This is a genomic window from Pseudomonas sp. C11 (genome assembly GCF_034683865.1).
GTDB lineage: Bacteria > Pseudomonadota > Gammaproteobacteria > Pseudomonadales > Pseudomonadaceae > Aquipseudomonas.
In genome coordinates this window covers 138,254-156,334 of sequence record NZ_JAWIIP010000012.1, presented here as the reverse complement: position 1 = coordinate 156,334, position 18,081 = coordinate 138,254, and the positions used below count along the sequence as shown (strand labels likewise).

The 18,081-nt window shown below is 62.6% G+C and carries 17 protein-coding genes and 1 tRNA gene; 8 read left to right on the top strand and 10 right to left on the bottom strand.

Annotation, left to right across the window (positions count from 1 at the left end):
• Positions 1-25 precede the first annotated feature (25 nt).
• The 7 genes from VC352_RS19385 to VC352_RS19355 form a co-directional block, all read right to left on the bottom strand.
• Positions 26-322 carry a winged helix-turn-helix domain-containing protein gene (locus tag VC352_RS19385; protein WP_322981145.1) on the bottom strand — a complete coding sequence of 99 codons (297 nt, stop codon included), beginning with the start codon at positions 320-322 and terminating at the stop codon, positions 26-28.
• A 52-nt stretch (positions 323-374) separates the two neighbouring features.
• Positions 375-839: a hypothetical protein gene (locus tag VC352_RS19380; RefSeq protein ID WP_322981144.1), complete on the bottom strand. Its 465-nt coding sequence runs from the start codon at positions 837-839 to the stop codon at positions 375-377.
• 14 nt (positions 840-853) lie between these two features.
• The gene (gene nhaD / locus VC352_RS19375) at positions 854-2,233 is read right to left on the bottom strand and encodes a sodium:proton antiporter NhaD (RefSeq protein ID WP_322981143.1); all 1,380 of its coding nucleotides are present in this window, start codon (positions 2,231-2,233) and stop codon (positions 854-856) included.
• A 206-nt stretch (positions 2,234-2,439) separates the two neighbouring features.
• The gene (locus VC352_RS19370; RefSeq protein WP_322981142.1) at positions 2,440-5,271 is read right to left on the bottom strand and encodes a valine--tRNA ligase; all 2,832 of its coding nucleotides are present in this window, start codon (positions 5,269-5,271) and stop codon (positions 2,440-2,442) included.
• A 247-nt stretch (positions 5,272-5,518) separates the two neighbouring features.
• Positions 5,519-5,950: a DNA polymerase III subunit chi gene (locus VC352_RS19365; RefSeq protein ID WP_322981141.1), complete on the bottom strand. Its 432-nt coding sequence runs from the start codon at positions 5,948-5,950 to the stop codon at positions 5,519-5,521.
• 60 nt (positions 5,951-6,010) lie between these two features.
• Positions 6,011-6,430 carry a DNA polymerase III subunit chi gene (locus VC352_RS19360; RefSeq protein WP_322981140.1) on the bottom strand — a complete coding sequence of 140 codons (420 nt, stop codon included), beginning with the start codon at positions 6,428-6,430 and terminating at the stop codon, positions 6,011-6,013.
• Positions 6,431-6,550: 120 nt separating this feature from the next.
• On the bottom strand, positions 6,551-8,038 hold the full coding sequence (locus tag VC352_RS19355) for a leucyl aminopeptidase (protein WP_322981139.1): 1,488 nt from the start codon (positions 8,036-8,038) through the stop codon (positions 6,551-6,553).
• Positions 8,039-8,181: 143 nt separating this feature from the next.
• On the opposite strand from VC352_RS19355, the gene lptF reads away from it, so the two are divergent.
• Both lptF and lptG read left to right on the top strand, forming a co-directional pair.
• On the top strand, positions 8,182-9,300 hold the full coding sequence (gene lptF, locus VC352_RS19350) for an LPS export ABC transporter permease LptF (protein ID WP_322981138.1): 1,119 nt from the start codon (positions 8,182-8,184) through the stop codon (positions 9,298-9,300).
• A complete protein-coding gene (gene lptG, locus VC352_RS19345; protein ID WP_322981137.1) occupies positions 9,293-10,357 on the top strand; it encodes an LPS export ABC transporter permease LptG in 1,065 nt (354 codons plus the stop codon). The genes lptF and lptG overlap by 8 nt, the downstream gene beginning before the upstream one ends.
• Before the next feature lie 58 nt (positions 10,358-10,415).
• Here the strand turns inward: lptG and VC352_RS19340 are convergent, their stop codons facing one another.
• The 3 genes from VC352_RS19340 to VC352_RS19330 form a co-directional block, all read right to left on the bottom strand.
• Positions 10,416-10,913, bottom strand: a complete 498-nt coding sequence (locus VC352_RS19340; RefSeq protein ID WP_322981136.1) for an RDD family protein — start codon at positions 10,911-10,913, stop codon at positions 10,416-10,418.
• 100 nt (positions 10,914-11,013) lie between these two features.
• Complete coding sequence (locus VC352_RS19335; RefSeq protein ID WP_159971059.1) at positions 11,014-11,226, bottom strand: cold-shock protein; 213 nt, start codon at positions 11,224-11,226, stop codon at positions 11,014-11,016.
• Between the two features lie 302 nt (positions 11,227-11,528).
• A tRNA-Leu gene (locus VC352_RS19330) sits at positions 11,529-11,613 on the bottom strand.
• A 195-nt stretch (positions 11,614-11,808) separates the two neighbouring features.
• Here VC352_RS19330 and VC352_RS19325 point away from each other — a divergent pair.
• The 6 genes from VC352_RS19325 (at position 11,809) to secF (ending at position 18,061) form a co-directional block, all read left to right on the top strand.
• Positions 11,809-12,606, top strand: coding sequence for a substrate-binding periplasmic protein (locus tag VC352_RS19325; protein WP_322981135.1), 798 nt, complete (start codon positions 11,809-11,811; stop codon positions 12,604-12,606).
• A gap of 35 nt (positions 12,607-12,641) precedes the next feature.
• Positions 12,642-13,685 carry a tRNA preQ1(34) S-adenosylmethionine ribosyltransferase-isomerase QueA gene (gene queA, locus VC352_RS19320; protein ID WP_322981134.1) on the top strand — a complete coding sequence of 348 codons (1,044 nt, stop codon included), beginning with the start codon at positions 12,642-12,644 and terminating at the stop codon, positions 13,683-13,685.
• Positions 13,686-13,705: 20 nt separating this feature from the next.
• Entirely contained in the window at positions 13,706-14,821 is a 1,116-nt protein-coding gene (tgt, locus tag VC352_RS19315; RefSeq protein WP_322981161.1) for a tRNA guanosine(34) transglycosylase Tgt, read from the top strand.
• Between the two features lie 42 nt (positions 14,822-14,863).
• A complete protein-coding gene (gene yajC, locus VC352_RS19310) occupies positions 14,864-15,196 on the top strand; it encodes a preprotein translocase subunit YajC (RefSeq protein ID WP_322981133.1) in 333 nt (110 codons plus the stop codon).
• A gap of 69 nt (positions 15,197-15,265) precedes the next feature.
• A complete protein-coding gene (gene secD / locus VC352_RS19305; protein ID WP_322981132.1) occupies positions 15,266-17,134 on the top strand; it encodes a protein translocase subunit SecD in 1,869 nt (622 codons plus the stop codon).
• A gap of 9 nt (positions 17,135-17,143) precedes the next feature.
• The gene (secF, locus tag VC352_RS19300; protein WP_416340209.1) at positions 17,144-18,061 is read left to right on the top strand and encodes a protein translocase subunit SecF; all 918 of its coding nucleotides are present in this window, start codon (positions 17,144-17,146) and stop codon (positions 18,059-18,061) included.
• The last annotated feature ends 20 nt before the right edge of the window (positions 18,062-18,081 follow it).

The window sequence follows — 18,081 nt, the reverse complement described above, 5'->3', positions numbered from 1 at the left end:
CCCGGTAAACAGGGACGCGATTATCTCAGGGATAACCCAGCGTGGCCTTGATCTGCTGCAGGTTGGCGGCGATCCAGCGCTTGTCGAACGGCCCCCAGTCGCGGATGCGGTAGTGCCCGGCATTGTTGCGCTCGCCTTCGCCCTGCTCGAACTGGCAGTCGATATCCAGCTCTGCCAGGGCGGCGAGGGTGTCCTGTGCGGTGCGCCGAGGCATGCCGGTGGCCTCCATCAGCGCCGGTACGCTGGTCGCTGCGCCGCTGTCGATCAGCCAGGCGACGTAGAGGCGGCGGTAAAAGCTGGTGCGGGTCTTGCTGATTTCCATGGCAGGTCCTTGTCGAGGCAGGCGAGGGGGCGTCGAGCCAGGGGCTGGGGCGCTAATCCGTGGCGGTGGCTCGGTGCCGGAGTACCCGGTGGCGTTGATTGAAGAAGAAACGGGTGAGGGTGCGAACCAGCGTAGCTGCCAGGTAGGGCTCAAAGGTCAACCGGTCGCAGAGCCGTACGCCGCCTTCGACGGCATGCAGGGTGCGTTCGTGGCGCCACAGGCGCATGCCGGTCATGGGGGAGCATTCGACGAAACCGTGGCCGGGTTCGAGGGATTCCAGTGTGAGGTGAGAGTGGCCCATGGGCAGGCAGCCGAGCAGCCAGAGGTGGCTGGTGAACAGCGGGCGTCCTGATACGAGGGTGAGGTCGTCGAGGGAGCGGACGCCGGGCGGGAAGCTCATGCGCAGCCAGGGGCGCATTTCCGCGCGCAGCAGGTCGACGTCGGTGATCCAGCGCCAGGCTGTGTCCGGCGTGATGGGCAGGGTGGATTCGAATTGCAGTTGGATCGGGCTGGACATCCGTGTCGTTCCTTTCAGAGTTGGGCGAGGCCGATGTAGGTGCCCGCGCCGGCCAGGTAGCCGAGCAGCGCCAGGCCGCTGATGCGCTTGAGGTACCAGATGAAGTTGATCTTCTCCATGCCCATGGCCGCCACGCCGGCGGCCGAGCCGATGATCAGGCAGCTACCGCCGGTGCCGGCGCAGTAGGCGAGCATTTCCCAGAAATTGCCGTTGACCACGAAGTTGCTCAGCCAGGGCAGCTCGCTGGTGTTGGCCGCCAGTGTGAGTGCCTCGGGGCTGATCAGCGGATACATCTTCATCGCACCGGCGACCATCGGCACGTTGTCCACCACCGCCGAGAGCATGCCGATGGACAGGGCGATGCTGTAGACGTTGCCCAGGCTGTCCTTGAGCAGGGTCGCCACCTGGATCAGGTGGCCGGCGCTGGACAGCGCGGAGACCGCCAGCAGGATGCCGAGAAAGAACAGCACGCTGGTGATGTCGATGCGGCGCAGTACGCCGACCACCGAGAGCGGATCCTTTTCTTCGCTGTTCTTGCTGCGGTGGATGATTTCGGTCACCACCCAGAGCACGCCGAGGCCGAAGAGAATGCCCATGTAAGGCGGCAGGTGGGTGATGGTCTTGAACACCGGCACGAAGATCAGCGCGCCGAGACCGAGGCCAAACACCAGATTACGTTCGAAGGGGCTGGTCGGATCGCGGCGGCTTTCGTCGCTCTCTCTCAGGCGTGGCGACTCGATCTCGCCGCGCAGGATGAAGCTCATGACGATCAGCGGGGCCACCAGGCAGACCAGGCTGGGCAGGAACAGCTTGACGACGATGCCGCTGGCGGTGACCTGGCCGCCGATCCACAGCATGGTGGTGGTCACGTCACCGATCGGCGACCAGGCGCCACCGGCGTTGGCCGCGATCACCACGATGCCGGCATAGAACCAGCGTTCGTGCTGATCGGCGATCAGCTTGCGCAGCAGCGAGATCATCACGATGGTGGTGGCCAGGTTGTCCAGCGCCGAGGACAGGAAGAAGGTGATCAGGCCGACCAGCCACAACAGATGCACGCGCTTGTGGGTGCGGATGCGGTCGGTGATGACCTTGAATCCCTCATGCGCGTCGATCAGTTCGACGATGGTCATGGCGCCCATGAGGAAGAACAGAATCTCGGAGATCTCGCCCAGGTGGTGGCGCAGTTCCTCGATGGCGTGATGGGTGTTGGTACTCGAGCCCGCCGTGCCGGAGCCGATCATCGGCAGGATGGTGTCGGCACCCATCACCAGCAATGTCCAGACGATAACGGCGGTAAGCAGCGCCGAGGCGGCCTTGTCGACCTTGAGTGGATGCTCCAGGGCAATACACAGGTAACCGAGGACGAACACGACTGCCATCAACGCATACATGGAGAATCCGCCTTTTATTTCTTATCGAGGGGCTGAGGTCGGTAGGCGGTGGAAGATGCCTGAAACAGCTTGTAAAAGGGAAGACCCTGATTGTCGCAACGGCGTTGCAAGCAAGCTAAGTGGCGGTTCTGCCAAGGTTGGCCGATTAATCGCAGGCATAAAAAAGCCCGCCTCCTTGCGGGGCGGGCTTTCTTCACGCGTGCTGCTTAGAGCGCGGCGATCTTACCGCGCTGCTCGACCATCTTGGCCAGGGCCTGCTCGGCCTCGGCCAGCTTGGCGCGTTCCTTCTCCAGCACTTCGGCCGGGGCCTTGGCGACGAAGCCTTCGTTGCTCAGCTTGCCACCGACGCGCTTGACCTCGCCGTCGAGACGGGCGATTTCCTTGTCCAGGCGCGCCAGCTCGGCGTCCTTGTCGATCAGCCCGGCCATCGGCACCAGCACTTCCATCTCGCCGACCAGGGTCGTGGCGGACATCGGCGCTTCTTCACCGGCGGCCAGCACGCGTACCGATTCCAGCTTGGCCAGCTTGTTCAGCAGCGGCTCGAAGTCAGCCAGACGGCGTTGATCTTCCGCCGAAGCGTTGGCAACGATGATGTCGATACGCTTGGCCATGGAGATCTTCATCTCGCCACGGATTTGCCGTACGCCGAGCATCAGTTGCTTGACCCACTCGATGTCGCCTTCGGCGGCTGCGTCGATGCGGCTCTCGTTGGCCACCGGCCAGGGCTGCAGCATCAGGGTTTCACCTTGCACACCGGCCTGGCTCTTGATGCGCTGCCAGATTTCTTCGGTGATGAACGGCATGAACGGGTGAGCCAGGCGCAGGATCACTTCCAGCACGCGCACCAGGGTGCGGCGGGTGCCGCGCTGGCGCTCGAGCGGCGCGTTCTCGTCCCACAGTACCGGCTTGACCAGCTCCAGGTACCAGGCGCAGTACTGATCCCAGACGAATTCGTACAAGGCTTGAGTTGCCAGGTCGAAGCGGAAGGCGTCGAGCTGACGGGTGACCTCGGCTTCGGTGCGCTGCAGTTGGCTGATGATCCAGCGATCCACCGAGGACAGCTCGACTTCTTCGCCATTCACACCGGTGTCCTGGCCATCGGTGTTCTCGATGACGAAGTTGGCGGCGTTCCACAGTTTGTTGCAGAAGTTGCGGTAACCCTCGACGCGGCCCATGTCGAACTTCACGTCGCGGCCGGTGGTGGCCAGCGAGCAGAAGGTGAAGCGCAGGGCATCGGTGCCGTAGCTGGCGATGCCTTCCGGGAATTCGGCCTTGGTCTGCTTGGCGATCTTCTCGGCCAGCTTGGGCTGCATCATGCCGCTGGTGCGTTTTTCCAGCAGTTCGTCGAGGGTGATGCCGTCGACAATGTCCAGCGGGTCGAGCACGTTGCCCTTGGATTTGGACATCTTCTGCCCCTGGCCGTCACGCACCAGACCATGCACGTAGACGGTCTTGAACGGAATTTGCCCGGTCAGGTGGGTCGATAGCATGATCATCCGGGCGACCCAGAAGAAGATGATGTCGAAGCCGGTGACCAGCACGTCGGTCGGGTGGAAGGTCTTGAGGAAGTCGGTCTGCTGCGGCCAGCCGAGGGTGGAGAAGGTCCACAGGCCGGAGCTGAACCAGGTATCGAGCACGTCTTCGTCCTGACGCAGGGCGGCATCGCCGAGGTTGTGCTTGGCGCGTACTTCCGCTTCGTCGCGACCGACGTAGACGTTGCCCGCTTCGTCGTACCAGGCCGGGATGCGGTGGCCCCACCACAGCTGACGGCTGATGCACCAGTCCTGGATGTCGCGCATCCAGCTGAAGTACATGTTCTCGTACTGCTTGGGCACGAACTGGATTTCGCCATTCTCGACCACGGCGATGGCTTTCTCGGCCAGCGGCTTGGTGGAGACGTACCACTGGTCGGTCAGCCACGGCTCGATGACGGTGCCGGAACGGTCGCCCTTCGGTACTTTCAGCGCGTGATCTTCGATCTTCTCCAGCAGACCGGCGGCCTCGAAGGCGGCGACGATCTGCTTGCGCGCTTCGAAGCGATCCAGGCCGGCGAACTGTGCCGGAATGTTGGCTTCGACCTGCTCGTTGACGCTGCCATCGAGGTTGAACACCTGAGCCTGAGCCAGCACGGCGGCGTTCTTGTCGAAGATGTTGATCAGCGGCAGGTTGTGGCGCTTGCCCACTTCATAGTCGTTGAAGTCGTGCGCCGGGGTGATCTTCACGCAGCCAGTGCCGAACTCGGGGTCGCAATAATCGTCGGCGATGATCGGGATGCGGCGGCCCAGCAGCGGCAGTTCGACGTAGCTGCCGATCAGCGCCTTGTAGCGTTCGTCTTCCGGGTGCACGGCCACGGCGCTGTCGCCGAGCATGGTTTCCGGGCGGGTGGTGGCGACGATCAGGTAGTCCTTGCCTTCGGCAGTCTTCATGCCGTCGGCCAGCGGGTAGCGCAGGTTCCACAGCGAGCCTTTCTCGTCGTGGTTTTCCACTTCCAGGTCGGAAATGGCGGTGTGGAACTTGGTGTCCCAGTTGACCAGGCGCTTGCCGCGGTAGATCAGGCCGTCTTCATGCAGGCGGACGAAGGCTTCCTTCACCGCTTCGGAGAGGCCGTCGTCCATGGTGAAACGCTCGCGCGACCAGTCTACCGACGAACCCAGGCGGCGGATCTGGCGGGTGATGGTGCCGCCGGACTGGTTCTTCCACTCCCAGACCTTCTCCAGGAATTTCTCGCGGCCCAGGTCGTGACGACCGATGCCCTGCGCGGCGAGCTGGCGCTCCACCACCATCTGCGTGGCGATACCAGCGTGGTCGGTGCCCGGCTGCCACAGGGTGTTGCGGCCCTGCATGCGGCGGAAGCGGATCAGCGCATCCATGATGGCGTTGTTGAAGCCGTGACCCATGTGCAGGCTGCCGGTGACGTTCGGCGGCGGGATCATGATGGTGTACGGCTCACCGCTACCTTGGGGGGCAAAGTAGTTGTTCTGCTCCCAGTTCTGGTACCAGTTGGATTCGATGGCGTGCGGCTGGTAGGTCTTGTCCATGCGCGGCGGGACCCTTGTGACGGCTGATCGGAAAAGCCGGCAAGTATACCGCTTCTCGGTGCCAAGCCATAAGCCTCGGCTGTAGGGCGGGTGCAACCCGCCATTTAAGGCGTCGCAGCAGGCTGGCTGGCCAATGAGCCGCCCTGCCTCGGGGCGTAGTTTTTGATTTTTGCTGCCAATCACTCGCCCCGGGTGGGGCACCCACAGGAGTAGGGCGGGTGCAACCCGCCAGGCCAATGCTGGCGGCTCAGGGCTTGCGCGGTGGCAGCAGGCGCGGCAGGCGGGCTTCTAGACGGCGCTTGAGTTCGGCTTCGATCTGCGGCACGAAGTCGTCGATCACGTCCTGCAGGATCAGTTGCGCAGCGGCACGCAGCTCGCCGTTGAGGTGCTGCAAGTCACGCGCGCTGTCGTGCAGGCGCGGCTCGATGCGCTCGCGCAGTGGGCTTGGGGCCGTGGCAGGCTGCGGCGCGGTGCTCGGCTTGGCCATTGGCGACTCGTGGAACGGCGGCGGCGGGCCGGGTGGCGCGCTGACGATATCCGAGAGCACGGGGATGCTGTCTGGATCGAGCGAGTCGATCAGCAGTGGTAGCTCGCCGCTGTTGTCGCCCAGCAGTTCGCGAATCGACTCCAGGTCGTGCAGCAGGTGAGCAGGTTTTTGCGGTGGCTTTGGGGTGTCCATGGCGATCGGCGCAGCAGGAAAAAGGGCAGGGAGAACCTGTGTTGTGAGCGCAGGCGGAGACTAAAGTTCGACGCGCTTGGGATCATACCCGCGCTGGCGATAGGCGCGGAAATTCTCGCGACAGGCGCTCAGCAGTTCGGGCTGCTGGTTGACGATCTCGATGATGCGGGCGAAGCGCTCAACGTGCGGCGACAGGCTGCTGCCGAGGTTGATCAAGACGCCTTGCTCGGTACTCGGCACTTCGTCGATACCCAGCGCCACGGGCGACAGCGGTGCGTCGCGATGCAGATCATGGGGGACGAAACGTTCGGCCTTGAAGCGCCAGAGCATCTCGTCGAGCTCGCCGCACTGCGCCTCGTCGCTGCCGCGCACGAACACCGGCAAGCCGGCGCTCCAGGCTTTCAGCGCCAACTGACAGGCCGCGCGCAGGCGACCTTCGGCATCGCTGGAGGAGAGGACGTAGAACTCGATTCTGGGCATTCGGTTTTCAACGGTTGGAAGGTAATGGGCTGGATGTTGTAGGCGCGGCTTCATCCGCGATTGCATCGCGAATGATCGCGGCTGAAGCCGCTCCTACACGGGCATGGCCCGGTTGCAGCATCAGACCTTGGCGCGATCCAGCAGGTACTGGGTCAGCATCGGTACCGGTCGGCCGGTACCGCCCTTGTCCTTGCCGCCACTGATCCAGGCGGTGCCGGCGATGTCCAGGTGCGCCCAGTGGAAGTTCTTGGCGAAGCGCGACAGGAAGCAACCGGCGGTGATGGTGCCGGCCTTCGGCCCGCCGATGTTGGCGATGTCGGCGAACGGGCTGTCCAACTGCTCCTGATACTCGTCGTACAGCGGCAGTTGCCAGGCGCGGTCGTCGGCGCTTTCGCCTGCCTTGAGGATCTGCTTGATCAGCGCGTCGTTGTTGCCCATCAGGCCGGAAACATTGCTGCCCAGAGCGACGATGCAGGCGCCGGTGAGGGTGGCGATGTCGATCACCGCCTGCGGCTTGAAGCGCTCGGCGTAGGTCAGGGTGTCGCACAGCACCAGACGGCCTTCGGCGTCGGTGTTGAGGATCTCCACGGTCTGCCCGCTCATGGTGGTGACGATGTCACCCGGGCGAGTGGCGCGGCCGCTGGGCATGTTCTCGGCGCACGCCAGCAGGCACACCAGGTTGATCGGCAGTTGCAGCTCGAGCACGGCCTTGAGCGTGCCGAACACGCTGGCGGCGCCGCACATGTCGTACTTCATCTCGTCCATGCCGGCAGCCGGTTTGATGCTGATGCCGCCGGTGTCGAAGGTGATGCCTTTACCGACCAGGGCGAAGGGCTTCTCGTCCTTCTTGCCGCCCTGGTAGTGCATGACGATCATACGTGGCGGCTGTTCGCTGCCCTGGGCCACGGCGAGAAAGGCGCCGGCGCCGAGTTCCTTGAGCTTCTTCTCGTCGAGGATCTCGACCTTGAGGTTCTTGTGCGCCTTGCCCAGGGCCTTGGCCTCTTCCGCCAGGTAGCTGGGGTGGCAGAGGTTTGGCGGCAGGTTGCCCAGATCCTTGGTGAAGGCCACGCCGCTGGCGATGGCAAGAGCATGTTGCAGGGCTCGCTCGGCATCGGCCTGCTCGGCCTTGTCGACGGCCAGGGTGATCTTCTTCAGCGCGCGCGGGTCGCTCTTCTTGCTCTTGAACTGTTCGAACAGGTAACTGCCATCGGCCAGGGTTTCGGCGATCAGACGAGTCTTGCCGTAGGCATCGCGGCCCTTGACCTTGAGCTCGCCAAGGGCCAACAGGGCATCGCTGCCGCCCAGACCCTTGAGCACGCCGTGCACGCTGGCAACCAATTTGCGCAGTTGGCGGTCGGATAGATCGCCCTTGCCGCAGCCTACCAGCAGCACGCGCTCGGCCTTGAGGCCAGGCAGGCTGTGCAGCAGCAGGGTCTGGCCCGGTTTGCCGGCGAGGTCGCCGCGCTTGAGTACGGCGCTCAGTGCGCCGCCGCTGGCCTGGTCGACAGCCTTGGCGGCGTCACCGAGCTTACGGCCTTCGCCGATGGTGACGACCAGGGTTGCGGTCTTCAGGGTTTCCGGGCGGGTGCTTTTGACGAGGATTTCCATAATGAGCTGTCCCCAAGACAAAGAGTCGGGTTTGACGGATAATGGCCGCCATTTTTCGAGGGCCTACCTTGTGGTGGGCCGGCAAGTAGGTGCGGCTAGTTTGAGCGCTCGCGCCTGAGCCTGACAACCCTGGAGCGTCCGGTTTGATCGTCTTCCGTTATCTGTCCCGTGAAGTGTTGGTGACCCTCAGTGCGGTAAGTGCCGTGCTGCTGGTGATCATCATGAGCGGTCGTTTCATCAAGTACCTGGCCCAGGCGGCGCAGGGCGTGCTCGACCCGAGCGTGCTGTTTCTGATCATGGGTTACCGGATTCCCGGTTTCCTGCAGTTGATCCTGCCGTTGGGGCTGTTTCTCGGCTTTCTGCTGGCCTACGGGCGCATGTATCTCGACAGTGAGATGACCGTGCTGTCGGCCACTGGTGTCAGTCAGCAGCGCTTGACGGCCTACAGCATGGCGCCTGCACTGGTCGTAGCGCTGCTGGTTGGCTGGCTGAGCATGGGCCTGGCGCCGCAAGGCGTCGCCGGTGTGGCGCGTATTCTCAGTGAGCAGGATGCCCTGACCGAACTCGATACCTTGGTGCCCGGGCGCTTCCAGTCGCTGCGCGACGGTTCGCGGGTGACCTATTCGCAGGAGCTGTCGCCGGATCGCACCGAATTGCGCGGCGTGTTCATGTCGGAGAAGCGCTTCGCTGCCGACGGCCGTTCCGAGCGTGGTATTACCGTGCTGGTCGCTGATAGCGGTCGCCAGGAAATTCGCCCGGACGGCAGCCGTTACCTGATTCTGGAGAACGGCTATCGCTACGACGGCGAGCCGGGCGAGGCCGATTACCGCGCCATCCGCTACGACACCTATGGCGTGCTGCTGCCCAAGCCGGAAGTGGCCATCGAAGCCAACGAGCGCGAGGCGATCCCGACCCGCGATCTGTTCGGCAACGACGATCCGGTGATGCAGGCCGAGCTGCAATGGCGCCTGTCGCTGCCGTTGCTGGTATTCGTGGTCACGCTGCTGGCCGTGCCGTTGTCCAAGGTCAATCCGCGCCAGGGCCGCTTCCTCAAGCTGCTGCCGGCGATCTTCCTCTACATGGCCTATCTGGGCTTGCTGATCGCCGCTCGTGGCGCGCTCGACAAGGGCAAGCTGCCGCCGGCGCTGGGCTTGTGGTGGGTGCACCTGATCTTCCTGGCCATCGGCCTGGTGCTGCTTTACTGGGAACGTTTGAGCCTGTGGTGGGCCAGCCGTCGCGTGTCGGAGGTGGCCCATGGCTAAGTTGGATCGTTATATCGGCGCTCAGGTATTCATCGCCATTCTGGCAGTGCTGGGCATCATTCTTGGGCTCGCGCTGCTGTTCGCCTTCATCGATGAGTTGGGGGATCTGAACAAGGGTGATTACGGTCTGCCTCAGGCGCTGTGGTACGTCTTTCTGACCGCGCCGCGCCGCGCCTACGAGATGCTGCCGATGGCGGCACTGATCGGCTGCCTGATCGGTCTCGGCTCGCTGGCCAGTAACAGCGAATTGACCGTCATGCGTGCGGCCGGTGTGTCCATCGGGCGTATCGTCTGGGCCGTGATGAAACCCATGCTGGCTTTGCTGCTGGTCGGCATTCTGATAGGTGAGTACGTGGCACCCTGGAGCGAGAGCCAGGCGCAGACCAGTCGTGCCATTGCCCAGGGCGGCGCCGAGGCGCAAAGCTCCAAGCGCGGCATGTGGCATCGTCAGGGTCAGGAATACGTGCATATCAACGTGGTGCGCGCCGACGGCGTGCTGCTCGGTGTGACGCGTTATCGCTTCGACGACGAGCGCCGCCTGCAGTCCGCCAGTTTTGCCCGGCGTGCCGAGTACAAGGATGGGCACTGGTTGCTGCGCAATGTGGCAACCACGCATCTGTATGCCGACCATTCCGAGGTCAGCAAGCAGGACGAAGAGGCCTGGGACATCGAGCTCAATCCGCAACTGCTGGGTACCGTGGTGATGGAGCCGGAAACCCTGTCGGTCACCGGGCTGTGGCAATACATCCACTATCTGGCGGATCAGGGCCTGAACAATGCCCGTTACTGGCTGGCGTTCTGGAGCAAGGTATTGCAGCCGCTGGTCACGGCCGCGCTGGTGCTGATGGCGATTTCGTTCATCTTCGGCCCGCTGCGTTCGGTGACCCTGGGGCAGCGCGTGTTCACCGGTGTGCTGGTGGGCTTCGTCTTCCGCATTGCCCAGGATCTGCTGGGGCCTTCCAGCCTGGTGTTCGGCTTCTCGCCTCTGCTGGCGGTGCTGGTGCCGGCAGGTATCTGTGCCTTGGCTGGCGTCTGGTTGTTGCGACGAGCCGGATGATTCGGACGAGCATGAAAAAGCCGGTTCCTTGAACCGGCTTTTTCATTTCGGCGATGCGCTATTTCTTGTGCACGTTCTTGGGTAGTTGCACCACTCGGCTGTTCGAGTAGGCGTCATGCCAGGTGCGGCCCTGCTTGTCCCACAACATCCACAGGAAGCCCAGCCCGGCGAACAGCCAGGAGCCGATGGCGACCACGAAGCGCAGCAGTGCCTGCCACAGGTCGATGGCCGTGCCGTCGGCGTTCTGGATGCGCAGCCCCCAGGCTTGCATGCCGAGCGTCTGGCCATTGTGGGTCCAGAATTTGGCGAAGAAGCCGAACAGGCTCAGAAGGGCGAGGCTGGCCAGCAGTGGATCGCGATCGAGGGCGCCTGCCTGGGACATCGCCATGAGCTGTTCGCTACCGTAGATCAGGCGCAACAGGCCCTGTTGGTAGATCAGCGTGACCACCATCACCAGAGCGACGCATAGAAGGAAATCGTAGAAGATGGCAGCCAGTCGGCGGATCAGACCGGCAGTGGGGAAGTCGCCCTGTGGGCGTAGCTGGTGACTCGGCATGATGAGCTCGCTGTAATGTTCAAGCGCATCATTCTAACCGCGACAGCGACGAGGAAATAAAAAACCCCTGATGTTGCCATCAGGGGTTTCTAAGGAAGTCTTAGCTGACTACCTGAACCTTGTCAGCCTGCATGCCTTTCTGGCCTTGCACGGCTTCAAAGCTGACCTTCTGGCCTTCTTTCAGGCTCTTGAAGCCGTTACCTTCGATAGCGCGGAAGTGCACGAACAGATCCGGACCGCTTTCGGGGGTGATGAAGCCGAAGCCCTTCTCGTCGTTGAACCACTTGACGGTGCCGGTTTGACGATTCGACATGTCTTTTTCCTTGAAACTAGTAGTTGATGACAGCCTCCAGCGAAATCGCACGGAGGACTGAGACTGGTTGCAAGGAGTAATAGAAGTCGAGCGGGATGTAGCGGATCTGACGATCTGCCGCACCTGAGTCACGATTCACAGCGACCCATGCAAACAGTTCAGTCACTCTACGCTAACTTTTGCGCGATTGCCAACCCCCTGTCAGCGCTGCTGCGCCAGGGGTCTGAGTGGGGTCGACGAGCCTTGTCGAGACGTTGCAGAAAAGCTTTGACGCTGGCTCATTGCGAGCCGCGAGAAGGTGATGGTGCCCCGGGGGAGACTCGAACTCCCACTCCTTTCGAAAACGGATTTTGAATCCGCCGCGTCTACCGATTCCGCCACCGGGGCACATTGGCGGCGCAGTATAGGGATGCGCCTGGCGCGGGTCAATCGGCGCTGCAGTCTGTGTCGTTTGGCGTGTTCCTGGTGCTGTGCAGCAACAAGTCGGGCCAAGGTACGAGGGTTGCTAGCAGAGTGGCGCGCATCATCGAGGGCGCTGATACTCTGCGCACGTGTCGAAGCGAAGAGTCTTAAGGAGTGGGCGTGGCGAGAGTCTTGCGGCAGGCTATCTGCGGGGTGCTGCTTGGGCTATGCCCAACGTTGCTGCTGGCTGACACGCTGACCTATGCCGTCACTGACGAGAGCTGGACGCCTTACTGGATCGTCGAGGATGGGCAGGTCGGAGGTATTCTGCAGGAGGTCATGCAGGCCTTGCGCGAGCGGATGCCGGTGCAGCTCGAGGCCAGTCATCCGCTGCCGCCGTTGCGCGCGCAGAAGCTGTTCCGCCAGGGGCAGTTGCAACTGGAGTGCTGTGTGAGTCGGGCTTGGCGTTCTTCTCCGGAGCAGGCCGAGGTCTCGCTCTGGTCGATTCCGGTACTGGAAGCCCAGGAAATGTTGCTGTTTCCACCCGGTCGGGCTTTTGGCTATCAGCGTCTTGAGGATCTGCGCGGGCGCTCCATAGCCACGGTTCGTGGCTATGGCTATGCCGGCAGCGAATATTTTCAGCGCAGCGACGGTGCCGATGCCTTGGCCCTGGTCTACAACGTCGCGCAGGGGCGCAGTGAGGCCGGAATCGTCGATCGCCTGGAGTGGCATTATCTGCGCAGAACTCGCGGGCAGTTCGAGTCGCCACGCTGGCAGGTCGAGGAGGGCCCCGTGATCAATCGTTCCGAGCTGCGGATTCGACTGCATCGTGATCAGGCGCAGTGGCTCGATGGCTTGAACGCTGCAATAAGCGGTTTGCACAAGGATGGCAGCATTCGGCGCATCCTCACCCGCTACCTGTCACCGGAAGAGGCCAGGGAGCAGGCGCGCATGGCCGCGCAGGGCGAAATCCGGTAAGCTTCGCCGCCCTGCAGAATCACTCCCCATCCGCCATGCGTGTTACCGACTTTCACTTCGATCTCCCTGAAACGCTGATCGCTCGCCATCCTCTTGCCGAGCGCCGCGCCAGTCGTTTGTTGCAGCTCGATGGGCCGAGCGGTGCGCTGCGCCACGGGCAGTTCATCGAGCTGCTGGAGCAATTGCGCTCCGGTGACCTTATGGTGTTCAACAATACGCGCGTGATACCGGCGCGCCTGTTCGGCCAGAAGGCATCCGGTGGTCGGCTGGAGATTCTGGTTGAGCGTGTGCTCGACCAGTACCGAGTCCTGGCACATGTGCGAGCGAGCAAATCGCCCAAGCCGGGGTCGAGCATCCTGATCGAGGGCGGTGGTGAGGCCGAGATGGTGGCTCGCCATGATGCGCTATTCGAGTTGCGTTTCGCCGAGCCGGTTCTGCCGCTGCTGGAGCGGGTCGGGCATATGCCGTTGCCCCCCTATATAGATCGACCGGACGACGAGGCTGACCGCGAGCGTTATCAGACGGTCTATGCGCAGAAGGCCGGCGCCGTGGCGGCGCCCACCGCCGGGCTGCATTTCGATGACGAGCTGCTGGCGGCGATTCGCGCCAAGGGTGTGGACATCGCCTTCGTCACCCTGCACGTGGGCGCGGGCACGTTCCAGCCGGTGCGGGTCGAGCGCATCGAAGACCATCACATGCACAGCGAGTGGCTGGAGGTCGGTGAGGATGTGGTCGAGGCCGTGTCCGCCTGCCGTGCGCGTGGGGGGCGAGTGGTTGCCGTGGGGACGACCAGCGTGCGTTCCCTGGAAACGGCGGCGCGTGATGGTCAGCTCAAGCCATTCAGTGGTGACACCGACATCTTTATCTACCCGGGCCGCCCGTTCCATGTGGTCGATGCCCTGGTTACCAACTTCCATTTGCCCGAGTCGACCCTGCTGATGCTGGTGTCGGCCTTCGCTGGCTACGCCGAGACCATGGCGGCCTATCGCGAGGCCGTGGCTCAGGACTATCGCTTCTTCAGTTACGGTGATGCCATGTTTATCACCCGCAATCCCGCCGCGCGCGGACCCGAGGTTTGAGTATGTCGCGCACTTGCCGCATGTCTTTCGAGTTGCTCGCCACCGACGGCAAGGCTCGTCGTGGTCGCCTGACCTTCCCGCGTGGCGTGGTGGAAACGCCAGCGTTCATGCCAGTGGGCACCTACGGTACGGTCAAGGGCATGTTGCCGCGTGATATCGAGGGTATCGGCGCGCAGATCATTCTCGGCAATACCTTCCACCTGTGGCTGCGCCCGGGCATGGAGGTGATCAAGAAACACGGCGACCTGCATGACTTCATGCAATGGCAGGGGCCGATCCTCACCGACTCTGGCGGTTTCCAGGTGTTCAGCCTGGGGGCGATGCGCAAGATCAAGGAGGAGGGCGTGTACTTCGCCTCGCCAGTCGACGGCGCCAAGGTGTTCATGGGGCCGGAAGAGTCGATGCAGGTGCAGCGCGACCTGGGCTCGGACATCGTGATGATCTTCGATGAATGCACGCCTTATCCGGCCGAGTTCGACGTGGCCAAGCGCTCCATGGAGTTGTCGCTGCGCTGGGCCAAGCGCTCGAAAGTCGCCCATGGCGAAAGCACTGCTGCACTGTTCGGCATCGTCCAGGGCGGCATGCATGAAGAACTGCGCATGCGCTCGCTTGAGGGCTTGTGCGAAATCGGCTTCGACGGTCTGGCCATTGGTGGGCTGTCGGTGGGCGAGCCGAAGGAAGAGATGATCCGCGTGCTGGATTTCCTGCCGCCGCAGATGCCGGCCGACAAGCCGCGTTACCTGATGGGTGTGGGCAAGCCGGAGGATCTGGTCGAAGGCGTACGCCGTGGCGTGGATATGTTCGACTGCGTGATGCCGACGCGTAATGCGCGCAACGGCCACCTGTTCATCGATACCGGTGTGGTGAAAATCCGCAACGCCGTGCACAAGCACGACGACTCGCCGCTGGATCCGACCTGCGATTGTTACACCTGCTCAAACTTCTCCCGTGCCTATCTGCATCATCTGGACAAATGCGGCGAAATGCTCGGTAGCATGCTCAATACCATCCATAACTTGCGGCATTATCAGTGGGTTATGGCTGGTTTGCGTGAGGCTATCGGACAGGGTACATTGGCCGACTTCGTCGAAGCCTTCTATGCCAAGCGTGGCCTGCCTGTGCCGCCATTGGACTGACCGACTCACGTTCCAAAAAGTTCTTTCTATTAGGAGTGTTACATGAGCTTTTTCATCCCCGCCGCTTACGCTGACACCGCCGCGGCCGCAGGCCCTGCCGGTAGCGGTTTCGAGTGGGTGTTCCTGATCGGTTTCCTGGTCATCTTCTACCTGATGATCTGGCGTCCCCAGGCCAAGCGCGCCAAGGAGCACAAGAACCTGCTCGGCGGCCTGCAGAAGGGCGACGAAGTAGTGACCAACGGCGGTATCGCCGGCAAGGTGACCAAAGTGGCCGATGACTTCGTGGTGGTCGAGGTTTCCGACAACGTCGAGCTGAAGTTCCAGAAGCAAGCCATCGCAGCCACCCTGCCCAAGGGCACGCTGAAAGCCATCTGATCCGGTTGTTAGTTTTTCCACTCGACGGGGCGCTTCTAGCGCCCCGCGTCTTAAGCGGGCGTCTCGTTCATGCTCAATAAATACCCTCTGTGGAAGTACCTGCTGATTGTCGCCGTGCTGGCGGTGGGGCTGGTGTACTCCATTCCCAATCTCTATCCGGATGATCCGGCCGTGCAGATCAGCGGTGCCAGTTCGGCGCTGACCATCGAGCAGGCCGATCTCGATCGCGCCAGCAAGGCGCTGCAGGATGCCGGTATCGCGGTCAAGGCTGCGAGCCTTGCCGAGCGCGGTCGTGGTGGCCTGATCCGCCTGACCAAGCAGGACGACCAGTTGCCGGCCAAGGACGTGGTGCGTCGCACCCTCGGTGACGACTACGTCGTTGCCCTGAACCTGGCGCAGACCACGCCGCAGTGGTTGCGTAACCTGGGTGCCAGCCCGATGAAGCTGGGCCTGGACCTGTCCGGCGGTGTGCACTTCCTGCTGGAAGTCGACATGGACAAGGCGCTCGACGTGCGCCGCAAGGTCTATGAAGGCGAGATCAAGAGCCTGCTGCGCAAGGAGCGGGTGCGCTACCGCAGCATGCCGGAAAGCAATGACCGCATTCAGCTTGGCTTTGCCGATAGCGAGTCGCTGGACAAGGCCGAGCGCCTGATCCGCAAGGACTACAAGGATTTCGATCTGAGCACCGTCGAGCGCGGTGGTCAGCAGGTGCTGCAACTGGCCCTGACTCAGGCGAAGGTCGCCGAGATTCGTGAATATTCGATCAAGCAGAACCTGACCACCGTACGCAACCGCGTCAACGAGCTGGGCGTGGCTGAGCCGCTGGTACAGCGCCAGGGCGCCAATCGCATCGTGGTCGAGCTGCCGGGTGTGCAGGACACCGCCGAGGCCAAGCGTATTCTCGGCAAGACCGCCAACCTGGAGTTCCGTCTGCAGGCCGCGCTCGATGCTTCCCGTGCTTCCACCGAGGCTTTCGAGTTCCGCGAGGCGGGTCGTCCGCCGGTGCAGCTCGAGCGTGAGCTGATCATCACCGGTGATCAGGTGACCGATGCGCAGGCCAGCTTCGACGAAAATGGCCGTCCGCAGGTGAACATTCGCCTCGATGGTCATGGCGGCGATCTGATGAACCGCGCGACCCGCAACAACGTCGGGCGTAGCATGGCCGTGGTGTTCATCGAGCAGAAGCCGGTAACCCGTTACGTGCGCCAGACTGTCGACGGTGTCGAGCAGGAAGTGGCCGTGCCGTCGTTCGTCGAAGAGAAGAAGATCATCAGCCTGGCGACCATTCAGTCGGCGCTGGGGAGTCAGTTCCGTATCACCGGCCTGAATGGTCAGGGTGAGTCCTCCGAGCTGGCGCTGCTGCTGCGTGCCGGTGGCCTGGCTGCGCCGATGTACTTCGCCGAAGAGCGCACCATTGGCCCGAGCCTGGGTGCCGAGAACATCATCAAGGGCATTCAGTCCACTGAATGGGCGATGATCTTCGTAACCCTGTTCATCGTGGCCATCTACCGCTTCTTCGGTGTGCTGGCAGCGATTGCCCTGGCGTTCAACCTGGTGTTGCTGGTCGGTCTGATGTCGGCCATTGGCGCGACCCTGACTCTGCCGGGTATCGCCGGTATCGTGCTGACCCTGGGTATGGCGGTGGATGCCAACGTGCTGATCTTCTCGCGCATACGAGAGGAGCTGGCCAATGGTCTACCGGTGCAGCGAGCCTTGCACGAAGGTTTCGATCGCGCCTTCTCGGCGATTCTCGACAGTAACCTGACCACGCTGCTGGTCGGCGGCATTCTGTTCGCCATGGGCACCGGCCCAGTCAAGGGCTTCGCCGTGACCATGTCGATCGGCATCATCACCTCGATGTTCACCGCCATCATGTTCACCCGCGGCATGGTCAACCTGATCTTCGGTGGCCGTAACTTCAAGAAGCTGTGGATCTGAGGTGCAGTCATGATCAAATCAACCATTCGTTTCATGGCGGTGCGCAACATCGCCTTCGGCATGACTGTCGTGCTCACGCTGATCGGCCTTGGCGCTCTTTTCGCCAAGGGTCTCAACTTCGGCCTGGATTTCACGGGCGGTACGCTGATCGAGCTGCGCTACGAGCAGGCGGCCAATCTCGACCAGATCAAGAGTGAGCTGGTTCAGGCCGGTTATACCGATGCCGTGGTACAGAACTTCGGTGCCAGTACCGATGTGCTGGTGCGTCTGGCGGGGGATTCCCCTGAGCTGGGTAATCAGGTCGCTGCGGCCCTGAACAAGGCGGACAGTGCCGCCAAGTTCGAGGTCAAGCGCGTCGAGTTCGTCGGCCCGCAGGTCGGTGAAGAGCTGCGCGACAAGGGCGGTATCGCCATGTTGCTGGCGCTCGGTGGCGTGCTGCTGTACCTGGCCTTCCGCTTCCAGTGGAAGTTCGGCATGGGCGCCATCGCCTCGCTGGTGCATGACGTGATCATCACCCTGGGCGTGCTGGCCTTCTTCCAGGTGCCGTTCGACCTGACGGTGCTGGCGGCGGTGCTGGCGATGATCGGTTACTCGCTCAACGACACCATCATCATCTACGACCGTATCCGCGAGAACTTCCGTATGCTGCGCAAGGCGTCGCTGATCGAGAACATCGATATCTCGGTTACCCAGACGCTGTTGCGTACCATCGCCACCTCGCTTTCCACGGCTCTGGCGCTGCTGGCTCTGCTGTTCTTCGGTGGTGACGTGCTGGCAGGCTTCGCCCTGACGCTGCTGATCGGCGTGGTGGTCGGTACTTACTCCTCGGTCTACATCGGTGCCGTGGTGCTGGTATGGCTGAAGCTGAGCGTCGAGGATCTGATTCCGCCTGCAGCTGAAGCCGAGGCAGACGACGGGCGCCCCTGATCGACGTGTTGTCTGGCGCT

Coding starts and splice junctions, on each gene's coding strand:
- VC352_RS19385 (WP_322981145.1), bottom strand. CDS start 322: ATGGAAATCAGCAAGACCCGCACCAGCTTTTACCGCCGCCTCTACGTC.
- VC352_RS19380 (WP_322981144.1), bottom strand. CDS start 839: ATGTCCAGCCCGATCCAACTGCAATTCGAATCCACCCTGCCCATCACG.
- nhaD (WP_322981143.1), bottom strand. CDS start 2,233: ATGTATGCGTTGATGGCAGTCGTGTTCGTCCTCGGTTACCTGTGTATT.
- VC352_RS19370 (WP_322981142.1), bottom strand. CDS start 5,271: ATGGACAAGACCTACCAGCCGCACGCCATCGAATCCAACTGGTACCAG.
- VC352_RS19365 (WP_322981141.1), bottom strand. CDS start 5,950: ATGGACACCCCAAAGCCACCGCAAAAACCTGCTCACCTGCTGCACGAC.
- VC352_RS19360 (WP_322981140.1), bottom strand. CDS start 6,430: ATGCCCAGAATCGAGTTCTACGTCCTCTCCTCCAGCGATGCCGAAGGT.
- VC352_RS19355 (WP_322981139.1), bottom strand. CDS start 8,038: ATGGAAATCCTCGTCAAAAGCACCCGCCCGGAAACCCTGAAGACCGCA.
- lptG (WP_322981137.1), top strand. CDS start 9,293: ATGGCTAAGTTGGATCGTTATATCGGCGCTCAGGTATTCATCGCCATT.
- VC352_RS19340 (WP_322981136.1), bottom strand. CDS start 10,913: ATGCCGAGTCACCAGCTACGCCCACAGGGCGACTTCCCCACTGCCGGT.
- VC352_RS19335 (WP_159971059.1), bottom strand. CDS start 11,226: ATGTCGAATCGTCAAACCGGCACCGTCAAGTGGTTCAACGACGAGAAG.
- queA (WP_322981134.1), top strand. CDS start 12,642: ATGCGTGTTACCGACTTTCACTTCGATCTCCCTGAAACGCTGATCGCT.
- tgt (WP_322981161.1), top strand. CDS start 13,706: ATGTCTTTCGAGTTGCTCGCCACCGACGGCAAGGCTCGTCGTGGTCGC.
- yajC (WP_322981133.1), top strand. CDS start 14,864: ATGAGCTTTTTCATCCCCGCCGCTTACGCTGACACCGCCGCGGCCGCA.
- secD (WP_322981132.1), top strand. CDS start 15,266: ATGCTCAATAAATACCCTCTGTGGAAGTACCTGCTGATTGTCGCCGTG.
- secF (WP_416340209.1), top strand. CDS start 17,144: ATGATCAAATCAACCATTCGTTTCATGGCGGTGCGCAACATCGCCTTC.